At 70.4% G+C, this 12,229-nt stretch carries 8 protein-coding genes; 3 read left to right on the top strand and 5 right to left on the bottom strand.

Annotated elements, in window-relative coordinates; translation table 11 throughout:
• Positions 1 to 112 precede the first annotated feature (112 nt).
• The gene (locus D7V77_RS17910) at positions 113 to 862 is read left to right on the top strand and encodes a 1-acyl-sn-glycerol-3-phosphate acyltransferase (protein ID WP_120577509.1); all 750 of its coding nucleotides are present in this window, start codon (positions 113 to 115) and stop codon (positions 860 to 862) included.
• 73 nt (positions 863 to 935) lie between these two features.
• On the opposite strand, the gene D7V77_RS17905 is transcribed toward D7V77_RS17910, so the two are convergent.
• Positions 936 to 3,101 carry a glycosyl hydrolase family 18 protein gene (locus D7V77_RS17905; RefSeq protein WP_120577502.1) on the bottom strand — a complete coding sequence of 722 codons (2,166 nt, stop codon included), beginning with the start codon at positions 3,099 to 3,101 and terminating at the stop codon, positions 936 to 938.
• A 364-nt stretch (positions 3,102 to 3,465) separates the two neighbouring features.
• Positions 3,466 to 4,503: a fatty acid desaturase family protein gene (locus tag D7V77_RS17900; protein ID WP_233597076.1), complete on the bottom strand. Its 1,038-nt coding sequence runs from the start codon at positions 4,501 to 4,503 to the stop codon at positions 3,466 to 3,468.
• Positions 4,504 to 4,907: 404 nt separating this feature from the next.
• Between D7V77_RS17900 and D7V77_RS17895 the strand changes: the two genes are divergently transcribed.
• Both D7V77_RS17895 and D7V77_RS17890 read left to right on the top strand, forming a co-directional pair.
• Positions 4,908 to 7,511 carry a response regulator gene (locus D7V77_RS17895; RefSeq protein ID WP_120577501.1) on the top strand — a complete coding sequence of 868 codons (2,604 nt, stop codon included), beginning with the start codon at positions 4,908 to 4,910 and terminating at the stop codon, positions 7,509 to 7,511.
• On the top strand, positions 7,508 to 8,644 hold the full coding sequence (locus D7V77_RS17890; RefSeq protein ID WP_120577500.1) for a class I SAM-dependent RNA methyltransferase: 1,137 nt from the start codon (positions 7,508 to 7,510) through the stop codon (positions 8,642 to 8,644). The genes D7V77_RS17895 and D7V77_RS17890 overlap by 4 nt, the downstream gene beginning before the upstream one ends.
• A gap of 1 nt (position 8,645) precedes the next feature.
• On the opposite strand, the gene D7V77_RS17885 is transcribed toward D7V77_RS17890, so the two are convergent.
• From D7V77_RS17885 to D7V77_RS17875, 3 genes are all read right to left on the bottom strand, one after another.
• Complete coding sequence (locus tag D7V77_RS17885) at positions 8,646 to 10,250, bottom strand: ATP-binding protein (RefSeq protein WP_120577499.1); 1,605 nt, start codon at positions 10,248 to 10,250, stop codon at positions 8,646 to 8,648.
• 241 nt (positions 10,251 to 10,491) lie between these two features.
• Positions 10,492 to 11,793 carry a TIGR02266 family protein gene (locus D7V77_RS17880; RefSeq protein WP_120577498.1) on the bottom strand — a complete coding sequence of 434 codons (1,302 nt, stop codon included), beginning with the start codon at positions 11,791 to 11,793 and terminating at the stop codon, positions 10,492 to 10,494.
• 16 nt (positions 11,794 to 11,809) lie between these two features.
• Positions 11,810 to 12,184 carry a response regulator gene (locus tag D7V77_RS17875; protein ID WP_120577507.1) on the bottom strand — a complete coding sequence of 125 codons (375 nt, stop codon included), beginning with the start codon at positions 12,182 to 12,184 and terminating at the stop codon, positions 11,810 to 11,812.
• Between the last annotated feature and the right edge of the window lie 45 nt (positions 12,185 to 12,229).

The raw sequence follows: 12,229 nt of genomic DNA, 5'->3' as shown, positions 1-12,229 counted from the left end.
CAGGGAGGACCGCTGACCCACCCCACCGGGCGGGACTACATCTTCTAGAAGGACGTCCAGCCATCGCTCCCCCTGGTGACCAGGGGCATCCGGAAAGGACGTGGGCCGGCCCGTGCTTCGACTTCTCTTCGCCCTGATGTCGCTGCTCCCCTACGGCTTGCGCCGCCACGTCGTGCGCGGCCTGATGCACGGCGTGTGGGGACGGCTGTCCCACGCGAAGGTGTACGGCCTGAAGGACCTGCCGGACGGCCCCTGCCTCTTCATCTGCAACCACCTGTCCAACGCGGACGGCTTCACGCTCTACCGGGCGCTGCGTCCCCGGCGCATCGTCTTCCTGGCGGGCGTGAAGCTGCACGGCACCGTGATGACCCGGCTGGCGGCGGAGACGATGGACACCATCGACATCACGCCCAACTCGCCGGACATCGAAGCGCTGCGCCGCTGCGTGGAGCTGCTCAAGGGCGGCCAGTCCGTCCTCATCTTCCCGGAAGGGGGCCGCAGCCGCGCCGGAGGCCTGCTCGAGGCGAAGAAGGGCGTGGGGCTCATCGCCAAGCGCGCGGGCGTGCCCATTGTCCCGGTGGCGCTCACGGGCACGGAGAAGCTCATGCCCATCAACGACTCCGACATGGGCGGCGAGCGGCTCTTCCACGCGGATGTCACCGTGACCTTCGGGCCCGCGTTCCGCATGGCGGACCTGGAGCCGGAGGTGTCCGGCTCCTCCGACACGCGCCAGGCGCTGGTGGACGCGATGATGCGCCGGGTGGCCGCGCTGCTGCCGCCCGCGTACCAGGGCGTCTATGCAGGTGGCCCGGAGCCGGTGGCCCCCACGGCTCCGCCCTCCGCCGTGCCGCCCTCCGCGTAGTCCGCGTCACGCTGTACGAAAACGGCCGCGCGGGCGGGTGCCCACGCGGCCGTCTGTCTTCAGGCCATCCCGGTTACTGGAGGAACGCCTTCTTGACCTCGGTGAGCAGCGGGTTGGTGCCCGTCGCGGGGTCGGTGCATCCCTGGTTGATGGTCCAGATGATGGTGCCGCCGTAGCCGTTCGCCTTGGCGTACTGGCCCTTGGCCTGGATGGCCTCCGGACCGTCGTACGTAATCCAGCGCACCGTGCCGTCCTCCACCGGCGTGTTGAACGTGACGTAGTTGGCCTGCGCCGCCGCGTCCCACTGGAGCGTGCCCGTCTTGGAGAGCGCCAGAATCTTCTTGTACGTGAAGGAGTTGTCCCCGCCCACGTAGTCGGACCAGTCCGTGAAGGGCTGGCGCGGGCCGGTGATGTGCCGCCACGCGAGGCCGTAGAACGGGATGCCCATGCCCAGCTTCTCCTTGGGGATGCCCGCGGCCACCCAGGCCTTGAGGCTGGACTCCACGGAGGTCGGGTGGGTGCCGGACTCGCCCTTGAGCGCGGACGTGAACCACGAATCCCAGCCGCCCCAGACGCCAATCATCTCGTAGGACATGACGTTCACCTGGTCCAGGTACTGGGCCAGCTGCGGGTACCACTTGAGCGACGCGTCCGTGGCGAAGTTGTTGTTGATCCAGCCAATGGGGAACGTCAGCAGCATGTTGGGCCGCACCTGACGCAGCCGCTGCACCAGCGCGAGCAGGTTCGGCTTGTCCGCCTCCTCCACCGGCTCCCAGTCGATGTCGAGCCCGTCGTAGCCGTGGTCGTCCATCGTCTTGAGCAGGTTCTGGACGAACTTCTCCCGGTTGGCGGAAGAGGCAGCGCCCACCCAGTTGGCGTGCTCGCCCGCGCCGCCCACCATGATGATGGCCTTGCGCCCCGCCGCGTGCGCGCGGGTGGAGAGCGTCTTCGCCATGGCGGAGCCATTCGAGTTGTCGAAGATGGCGTCCACCGTGCCGTCCGTGTTCGGCGTCACGCGGCCCACCATGATGTGCGTGAGCGCGCTGAAGTCCACCTTCTCCGGCGGGTAGTCATCCGCGTTCCAGCCCGTGTAGTAGCCGGACACCCACTTGTTGGTGTTGCCCACCGGGCCCGTCACCACCACGTCCGCCGTGGCCTTCTTCGTCGTGTCCGCCTTGCTCGTGGCCACGACGTGGTAGGTGCCCGCCGTCTGGGGCGCGGTGTACGTGCCGCTGGTGGTGACGGTGCCGCCGGTGGCGCCTTCCTGCACGCTCCAGGTGACGGCCGTGTTGGTGTTGCCCGTCACCAGCGCGGTGAAGGTCTGCACGCCGCCTCGCGACAGCGTCACGCTGGCGGGGGTGACGCTGACACTCACGCCCGTGGTGGAGGTCCGCTTGCCGGACACCGCCGCGGACTTCGCGCTCTCACCGACCGCGTTCAGCGCGGTGACGGCGTACCAGTACGTCGTGTTCACGGCCGCGCTGGTGTCCTTGTAGGACGCGGCGGTGAGCGCGGAGGAAGTGAGCCGCGTGTACGTGCCCGTCTGAGACGTGGCGCGATACACGTGGTAGCCGGAAGCGCCCGTCACCGTGCCCCAGGTGAGGGCCACGTCCGTGGCGGAGCCCGTGGCCTTCAGGGCCGTGGGCGCGGAAGGCGCGGTGGTGCCCGCCGCCAGGCGCACGTTGTCCAGGTACATCACGGGCAGCGAGCGGCCCGCGTTCTCCATCACCACCAGGCCATCCAGCGTCGTGTTCGCCGCGCCCAGCGTGGAGAGCGGCATGCGGCACAGCGTCCACGTGTTGGCCTTCAGCGTGCCGCCCGTACAGGTGGGGTTGAGCGCCACGGGCGACTTCGCCACGCCGCCCACGCTCGCGTAGAGCGCCAGCGCGGGGTTGGTCGTCGCGCCGGGGTTCACCTGCAGCTCCACGAAGCCTTGGCCCGTGGTGGGCACGCCCGCGTGGTGGAAGTACAGGCCCGTCCAGGGGCCGAACGTCGCGGAGATGGAACGGGTGCCCGCGTACACGGGCCTCGTCGCGCTGAGGCTGTGCGTCGCCCAGGACCAGTCCTGCCAGCCCGAGCCGAGCGCGTCGTCGAACATCGTGGTCGCGCTCGCGAGCGCGTCCCCGGAATTTCCCAGCGAGTCGTCGTCGCCCGCGGTGGACGTGAAGTCCGGCGCGCCACCGCAGCCGGTGTGCATGGCGCCCAACGCCACGAGGAACCCAATGAGCTGCCTTCTCAAGTTCTCTCCTGCTGCCAGGTGAAAAGGGCGGGGCCGGGGGAACCGCATTCCCCTGCCCGCGGCGCGTGGCAGGGGTCCCCCGGTCGCCCTGTCGCCGCGCCTGGATTGGCGGGCGGGGGAGGGGGGACCTGGCGAATCGCAGGGCGAGAAACACCGCGATTCATCGTCTGTGTTCAAGCCATGGGGTGGGGTGTTTCGGCACGTCGCCAGGACGGCAGGCTGCTGTGTCAGCGGCGCGGCGGGCGTCTGGCTTCAGAGGGAAACACGCCTGGTGACGGCTGGGGCGGGCGGGCCCTTCCCACGCCTGGAGGCGCCACGGGGGCGCCTCCAGGGGAAAGCAAGCCGTGCCGTGATGGGTTCGGCTTCAATCCTTCACAGGCAATGGAACACGGCCTTCATTCCTGCCCAGCGACGTGAGGAAGCTCCACGCACTCGTCTCCCCGCCCAGGTACGTCTGGAAATGATTCTCCCCGGGGCGGTAGAGGTTCGTCTGCTTGAGCCGCTCGTGCAGCGCGGGCAGGTGGTAGTAGGGCACGGACGGGAAGAGGTGATGGGACAGGTGGTAGCTGGCGTTGAAGGGCGCGATGAAGAAGCGCTCGAACCAGGTGGCGGCCGCCACGTCCCGCGTCTCGTGCGTCTCATCCGGGGTGGCGGCGGTGAAGGGGTGCTCCACCACCGCGCGGATGCGGAAGGCCATCATCATCAGCGTCAGCGACGGGATGGACCACAAGAGCAGGTAGTGGAGCCAGCCGCCCGTGAGCGTGAGGAAGGTGATGAAGCCGGTGAGCCACAGCGCGTAGCGGATGTGCTCCGCGCGGGACGGCGGCGGGCCACCCTTGCCCATCGCGCGGCCCGTATAGGACCAGGGAATCATGATGCGCACGTGGGACGGAGTGAAGAAGCCCACCATGTCCCCCAGCAGCACCCGCGCCATGCCCCATCGCGTGCGCGGGAACATCCACGCATGGTCGCGCTGCGCCGTGCGCCAGTACGGGTCCTTCTCCGTGTTGACATAGCGGTGATGCTCCGCGTGCTCCTTGCGATAGCCCTCCGTGGTGATGTTCATGGGGAACGCGCACAGCAGGTCCGCCAGCACGTCATTGGTCTTGCGGTTCGTGAGCAGGTGGTGGTGCGAGGCTTCGTGCACCAGGCTCAAAAGCGCGTGCTGCCGCGTGGAGATGACCACCGCGGCCAGCACCCACGCCCACCACCGGTCCACCTGCACCACGAACGCCACCGACAGCGCGATGATGAGCCATTGGCGCGCCACCGCCCACAGGCCGCGCGCGTTGGTCACCACCGACAGCTCCCTCACCGACGCCGTCAAGGCGCGACGGTCAAACGCACGGGAGGTGACCGCTTCCGAGTCATCCAGCGACAACGGTTCTGGAACGGCGAGCATCTGGGGACAGACCTCCTGCCGGGCGCGAGCGCTCTGGCGGAAGGCCGGGAGGTCGTTTCCTCCCCCGTCCAAGGCGACCCCCTGCCGCACACCCCGGTTCATGTGGGACTACACCGCCTTGGCGGTAATAATCTCATAGCATGGGAATTGAGAGGTCTGAAAGACCCGCTCAATCTTACAGTCCTGACGGATGTGGCAGGTCCAATGGGTGCCTGGGTGGGACAGATGTTGAGTGGTGTCCAGAAGGCTGCCCCCAGGGAGGCCTGGCGCCCGGGAAGACGGGGGCCCACCGCCTTTTGACCGGTGCGATGGAGGGGATGTCCGTACACTGGACGGGAACCCCTTTCCGCGTTCGCGGCGGCCCCAGGAAAGGCGGGGAGGTTGCTGGACCTCCCCGTGAATGGATGCAGGCACCCTTCGATTTCCAGACGCTCTTCGAGCTGTCGCCCAATCCCTACATGCTGCTGGACCGGGAGCTGCGGTACGTCACCGCGAACTCGGCCTACCTGCGGGTGACCGCCAGCCGGCTGGAGAACCTGGTCGGGCGCACCCCCTTCGATGCGTTCCCGCACGACCCGGACGACCCGGCCAATGCCAGCACCCGGATGCTGCGCGACTCGTTCCGCCGCGTGCTGACGGAGCGGGTGCCGGACACGCTGGCCATCATTCCCTACCGGGTGCCCCGCAAGACGGACGGCGGCGTGGTGCTGGAGGAGCGCTACTGGAGCGCCACGCACACGCCCCTCCTGGACGGGCGGGGCGAGGTGGCCTTCATCCTCCAGCACACGATGGACGTGACGGAGCTGCATCAGCTCAAGCAGGCCGTGCGCGGCCCGGAGACGTCACTGGATGGGGGCGGGCCGCGGACGCAGTTGATGAGCGGAGTGCTCGCGCGCGCCCAGGCGGTGCAGGAGGCCAACCGGGTGCTGGACGACGAGCGCCGGCACCTGCGGCGCCTGTTCGAACAGGCGCCGGGCTTCATGTGTTCGCTGAAGGGGCCGGAGCACGTGTTCGAGCTGGCCAACCGCTCCTACCTCCAGCTCGTGGGGCACCGGGACCTGCTGGGCAAGACGGTGCGGGAGGCCCTGCCGGAGGTGGCCGGGCAGGGCTTCTTCGAGCTGCTGGACCGGGTGTTCACGACCGGCGAGCCCTTCGTCGGGCACAACATGGGGCTGCAGTTGCAGCGTGAGCCCGGGGGGCCGCTGGTGGAGGCCTTCCTGGACTTCGTCTACCAGCCCGTCATCGAGGCGGACGGCAGCGTCTCCGGCATCTTCGTCCAGGGCCACGACATGACGGCGCAGAAGCGGGCGGAGGACGAGCTGGCCCGCCACCGCGACCACCTGGAGGAGCTGGTTCGCGCGCGCACGCGGGCGCTGGAGGAGAGCGAGGCGGAGCGCCGCCAGGCGGAGGCCGCGCTGCTCCAGGCGCAGAAGATGGAGGCGGTGGGCAAGCTCACCGGCGGCGTGGCGCATGACTTCAACAACCTGCTCCAGGTGGTGAGCGGGAATCTCCAGTTGCTCCAGCGCGACACGGTGGGTGACTCGCGCGCGCAGCGGCGTCTGGAGACGGCGCTGGGCGCGGTGGAGCGCGGGGCGCGGCTGGCGTCGCAGCTGCTCGCGTTCGCGCGCAGGCAGCCCCTGGCGCCCACGGCGCTCAGCCTGGGACGGCTGGTGCGGGACATGGACGACCTCTTGCGCCGCGCGCTGGGCGAGGACGTGGAGGTGGAGACGGTCATCGCGGGCGGGCTGTGGAACACGTCCGTGGACCGCAACCAGTTGGAGAACGTCATCCTCAACCTGGCCATCAACGCGCGCGACGCCATGGACGGCCGGGGCAAGCTGACCATCGAGGCCGGCAACGCGATGCTGGATGACCACTACGCGATGATGCACCCGGAGGTGACGGCGGGGCAGTACGTGCTGCTGGCCATCTCCGACACGGGCTCCGGCATGACGCCGGAGGTGATGCAGCGCGCGTTCGAGCCGTTCTTCACCACCAAGCCGGAGGGGCGCGGCACGGGCCTGGGCCTGAGCATGGTGTACGGCTTCGTGAAGCAGTCCGGCGGCCACGTCAAAATCTACAGCGAGCTGGGCCACGGCACGTCCATCAAGATCTACCTGCCGCGCACCTTCCAGGCGGCGGCGCAGCCGGCGGAAACCGGTACGGGGCCGGTGGAGGGCGGCACGGAGACCATCCTCGTGGTGGAGGACGACGCGGCGGTGCGGGCCACGGTGGTGGAGGTGCTCACGGAGCTGGGTTACCGCGTGCTCAAGGCACACGACGGCCAGAGCGCGCTCGCGGTCATCCAGAGCGGCCTGCCGGTGGACCTGCTCTTCACGGACGTGGTGATGCCGGGGCCGGTGCGCAGCCCGGAGCTGGCGCGGCTGGCGAAGGCGCACCTGCCGGACATCGAGGTGCTCTTCACGTCCGGCTACACGGAGAACGCCATCGTGCACGGCGGCCGGTTGGATCCAGGCGTGAGCCTGCTGTCCAAGCCGTACCGGCGCGAGGACCTGGCGCGAAAGATTCGCGTGCTCCTGCGCGGACGCGAGCAGCGGTTGGCGGCGAAGCCGTACCGCGCGCCCACGCCCGCTCCCGTGGAGGCGAAGGCGAACGGTGCGCTGCGCATCCTCCTGGTGGAGGACGACGCGGACATCCGCGAATCCGCGTCCGAGCTGATGACGGACCTGGGGCACACCGTGCTCGCGGTGGAGAGCGCGGAGGCGGCGAGCGAGGCGCTGGCGAAGGATGCCTTCGACCTGCTCTTCACGGACGTGACGCTGCCGGGCAAGTCCGGCGTGGTGCTGGCGCGCGAGGCCGTGCGGCTGTATCCAGCCCTGCGAATCATCATTGCCTCCGGAGACTCGCGCGCGGTGTCGGCCGAGGACGGCAAGGCGCTGGAGCGTGTGGTGCTGCTGCCCAAGCCGTATGACCTGAACCAGATGGAGCGCGCGTTGGAGCAGGCCGCGATGGACGCGGGTTCCTCCGCACGGACGCGGTCGGCGTGACGGACGCTCAGGCCCGGACGGGCGAGTCCATCTACGTGTCCACGCTGCCGGGCCTGGAGCCCGCGCTGGAGTCGGAGGCGCGCGAACTGGGGCTGTCCTTCCGGCGCGCGGAGGGCGGCATCGAGTGCGAGGGCCCGTCCGGCCTGCACCAGACGGCGAACCTGCGCGTGCGCACCGCGAGCCGCGTGCTCCTGCGCCTGGGCACCTTCACTGCGCCCACCGCGGACGCGCTGGTGCATGGGCTGCAAGCGCTGCCCATGGCGGGCGTCTGGGACGGCAAGGTGCCACTGCGGCTGTCCGTGACGCTGCACCGCTCCGTGGCCCCGGGGCCCGCCGTGGTGCTGGAGTCCGCGGCCGTGGCCTGGGACCCGTGCGAGGTGACGGTCGCGGGACACCTGGACGAGGAGGGTGGGGGGCCGGAGCTCACGCTGCTGGTGCGCGGCGAAGGAGAGCGCTGGACGGTGAGCGTGGACACGTCCGGAGCGCCCCTGTACCAGCGCGGCTACCGGCAGGAGGTGGGCCGCGCGCCCCTGCGCGAGACGCTGGCCGCGGGCATCCTCCGGCTCGCGGGCTACGCGGGGGACGTGCCCCTGGTGGATCCGATGTGCGGCTCGGGCACATTCCTGGTGGAGGGCGCGTGGATGTCCCAGCGCCGCGCGCCGGGCCTGCTGCGCACGTTCGCGTTCCAGTCCTTCCCGTCCTACGACAAGGCGGCCTGGGCGCACCGCCGCGCGGAAGCGGAAGCGGAAGGGCTGGCGGAGCCTCGCGCCCCCATGCGCGGATACGACCTCAACGCGGGTGCGCTGGGCACGGCGCGGCGCAATGCCAGACGCGCGGGCGTGACGCTGACGCTGGAGCGGCATGACCTGCGCACGCTGAAGGCCCCTCCGGACGCACCCGGGCTGGTGGTGGCCAACCCGCCCTATGGCAAGCGCGTGGGCGAAACGGAGGACCTGCCGGACCTCTACCGTGCGTTGGGCGCGACGATGAACGGCGCGTTCCGCGACTGGCGCAAGGCGCTCATCGTCCCCGAGGATCCGAAGCTGGTGGCGGCGCTGGGACTGAAGGGCGCGAGGCAGCTCCAGGTGAAGAATGGCGGCCTGCGCTGTCTGCTGGTGCTGGCGGGCGGCTGAGCTAGAGCGGCAGCACCAGCTCGAAGCGCGCGCCGCCTTCGGGACGCGCGCCCGCGCGCACCTTGCCCCCGTGCGCGAGCACCACGCGGCGCACGATGGCCAGGCCCAGGCCCCGGCCGTTTGCGCGGGTGAGGAAGAAGGGCTCGAAGACGCGCTGCGGATCCAAGCCCGCGATGCCCGGGCCCTCGTCCTCCACGCTCAGCGAGACACCGTCCGGCACGCGGCGCACCTCCACGCGCACCGTGCCTCCGCGCGGCGAGGCCTGGATGGCGTTGCGCATCAGGTGCGTGACGGCCAGCTGCAACAGCGTCTCGTCGCCGGACAGGTCCGGCACGTCCGGCGCCTCGTCGAACGCCACGCGCGGCTTGGGCAATTCCTCTCGCCCATGGAGCAGCTGTGCGAGCGCGCGGTGCACCAGCTCGCCCAGCGAGACGGGGCGCGGCCGGGGCTCCAGCGGGCGCACCGCGTCCAGCAGGTCGCGCACGATGTCCTCCAGCCGGATGGCCTCCTCCTCCAGCATCTCCACGGCGGAGGCGCCCGCGGGCCCCAGGCGGGGTTCACGCTTGAGCACCGCCACCGTGTTGAGGATGGCGCCCAGGGGATTGCGTACCTCGTGGGCCACGACGCCCGCCGCCTCGCCCAGCGCCGTCAGCCGCTCGCTGGCGATGAGCTCGTTCTGCAGGCGGGACACCTCCGCGAGCCGTGCCTCCGCCGCGCGGTGGTGCCGCACGTTCTCCAGCGCGCCGCCAATGAGCTGCGCGAACAGCTCCAGCGCCCCCGCGTTCGCGGGCGTCAGCGTGGTGGACTGCACCGCCAGCACGCCGAAGGGTTCGTCCCCCACGAAGATGGGCGCGTCCAGCGCGCGTGAGCCCGGCGGGTAGATGCGCTGGATGGTGTCCGCCACCTCCGGCGTGTGCAGCCGCCGCGCCGTGCTGAACGCGTCCGGATGGAACACCGCCCGGCGGCTCGTGAGCACCTCCGCCAGGTGTGGCATCCCCGAGCGGTGGAGGCGCACAGCGTGCACGTCCTGTCCGTACAGCCGCGACGCCGCCGCCAGGCTCTCCGCCTCCTGGCGCATGGGACCGTGGCGCAGGAAGTCCCCCTCCAGCAGCAGCACGGAGACGTAGAAGCCCTGCCGGTGAAGGGCGTCCACCGCCAGCTCCAGCACCGCGTCCTCGTCGCGGCAGCGCAGGAGCTCCGCCGCGGTGGCCACCAGCATGGTGGACAGCGTGCGCACCGCATCCCCGCCCTCCGCGTCCAGGAGCAGCACCAGTTGCTCCTCCGGCACGCGGCCCGGCGCGGTGACGGGGGAGAGCAGGTGCAGGCGTCCATCCGCGCCGCGCATGCGCACGAACGCGGGCCGCACCGGCGTGGGTTGCTCGCCGCGCATCAGCGCTTCGCACAGGGGCTCCACCCAGGAGCGCTCCTCCGGTCCGAAGCGCGCGGAGAGCTCCAGCAGTGACGGCAGCTCGTCCTCGCGCAGGCCCAGCAGCGTCCGCAGCGCGGTGTTGGCGAACACCAGCCGGTCCCCGCGAATCACGAACAGCGGCACCGGCAGCGCGGGCAGCAGGCCATCCAGCGTGCCGGGCGGGCCGGAGACGCTCATCGCCGCCCCTGCGTTCCAGGGGAACGGGAGCCCGGAGGCAATCGCCGCGCGGGTGCGCCGTAGGAAGGGATGAAGGCGTTGAGCACTGGAGGAGACACCATGAACTTCGCGAACGAGTTGGACCGCCGGGACCTGGAATTGAAGTCCGTCATGGCCGTGTGGGTCGCCTTCGTGGCGATGAGCGCGGTCTTCCTGGGGCAGTTGTTCTAATCCCGAGCGGAGTCACCCGCCCGGGAACCTGTCAGGGCTTCTTGGGGCGGCGGACGTACTGCTGGATGAAGTCCCGTTCCTCCGCGCGCAGCGAGCTCAGGCGCAACCCGTAGCCCTTGGGGTTCTTGCCGTCGTCCAGGGAGTTCTCCCAGATGACGGAGCTGCGCAGGGTCATCACCCGCTCCGGATCATCGAAGCGCAAGGTGAGCTCCACCTGCGTCCCCAGCCGCAGCGGCCGGTCCGTGCCGATGAACAGGCCGCCCGACGACAGGTTGATGATGCGGTGGTCGGTGAAGATGCCCATGTTCTTCATCGACACCTTCACGTCCGCGTGGAGCCGGTCGTCCGACCGGCGCTCCAGTCCCACGAACTCGGCGCTCGAATACGAGGGCGCGGGGGCGGCCATGGGGCGCCGGAAGGGCGCGGGCGCGGGCGGAGGCGGTGCGGGAGCCGGCGCGGGCGGAGGCGGCGTCACCGGACGCGTCGTGGGCGTCATCACCGGCGGAGGCCGGGGCGGCGCGGACGGAACCCCCGGACGCGTCATGCTGCCCGGCACGGGCGTCGGCGGAATCGCTGCGGCCTGCGGACGCGTGAAGGACCCCGGAACAGGCGTTGGCGGAATCGCTGCGGCCTGCGGACGCGTGAAGGACCCCGGAACAGGCGTTGGCGGAATCGCGGCGACCGGCGGACGCGTGAGGGAACCCGGCACGGGCGTCGGCGGAATCGCGGCGGCCTGGGGACGCGAGGCCTGCGGCGTCATCACCGGCGGCGGACGCGCGGGCACCGCGGTTCCACTCATCGGCAGCGGCGCGGAGGGCTGCGCGCCGCCCATGTCCAGCCGGGGCGTCGTGGGCGCGGGAGTCTGCATCGCGCCCTGGAGGAAGAGCGTCTCCGCCTCGCGGATCCGCCGCGAGAGGAAGTCGAAGATTTCAACGGAGACCTTGCGCAGCTCCGGATGCAGATCCGGCGACAGGTGCTCCGGTGAGAAGCGCTTCGCCATGCGGAAGAAGGCGAGGCGGAACTCATCGAGCGACGCCTGCGGCTTGAGCCCGAACACCTCGTGCGGCGGCAGGTGCAAGAGGCCGCGCAACTGGTTGCGAAGGCGCTCCGCCTGCTGGTTTTCGACGGAGGACGTGGGCGCCGCGGTGGTGAACAGGTCGCGGACCTCCGAGAGCTCCTGGAGCGCGACCCAGTTCGTGCCGTCGCGCGACGCGCGCACGGCTGTCTTCAAGCGACCGGAGGCGATGAGGTCGCGGAAGGCTTGCAGTTGCAGGGGGCCCAGCACTCGGCCGAGCGAATCTCCCACCCAGTAACCGACAACGGATGACGACACGAGGACCTCAGCGGAATCAGGACGCGAGCGCCTGGCGTACGGCGGCGGCGATCTCCAGGGGATGGAAGGGCTTGCCCACGAAGCCCATGGCCCCCGCGGCGATGGCCTGCTCCACCACGGGCTCCGCGTCCATGCTGCTGATGACCAGCACGCGCGTCTCCGGTGAAACAGTCTTGATGGCGCCCAGCACCTCCAGCCCGCTCTTCTTCGGCATGAAGAGGTCCAGGAACATCACCGCCGGCTGCTCCTTCTCCGCCAGCGCCAGCCCTTCCTCCCCGTCCGCGGCCTCCAGCAGCCGCAGGTCGATCCCCGTGTCCGCGATGACGTCCTTGAGGATGCGACGCACGAAGCTGTCGTCATCCACCAACAGCAGGGTAGGTAGTCCGGGCATGGGCGGAGGATACATAAGACGCGCGACGTTTGGGCGCGCGCATCC

Source organism: Corallococcus sp. CA041A, assembly GCF_003612075.1.
Taxonomy (GTDB): domain Bacteria; phylum Myxococcota; class Myxococcia; order Myxococcales; family Myxococcaceae; genus Corallococcus; species Corallococcus exiguus.
Note: the sequence above shows the minus strand (reverse complement) of the source record. Positions and strands in the feature narration are given on the sequence as shown.

Bases quoted from the DNA above. Each gene is read 5' to 3' on its own strand.
- D7V77_RS17900 (WP_233597076.1), bottom strand. From the start codon at position 4,503: ATGCTCGCCGTTCCAGAACCGTTGTCGCTGGATGACTCGGAAGCGGTC.
- D7V77_RS17895 (WP_120577501.1), top strand. From the start codon at position 4,908: ATGCAGGCACCCTTCGATTTCCAGACGCTCTTCGAGCTGTCGCCCAAT.
- D7V77_RS17885 (WP_120577499.1), bottom strand. From the start codon at position 10,250: ATGAGCGTCTCCGGCCCGCCCGGCACGCTGGATGGCCTGCTGCCCGCG.
- D7V77_RS17875 (WP_120577507.1), bottom strand. From the start codon at position 12,184: ATGCCCGGACTACCTACCCTGCTGTTGGTGGATGACGACAGCTTCGTG.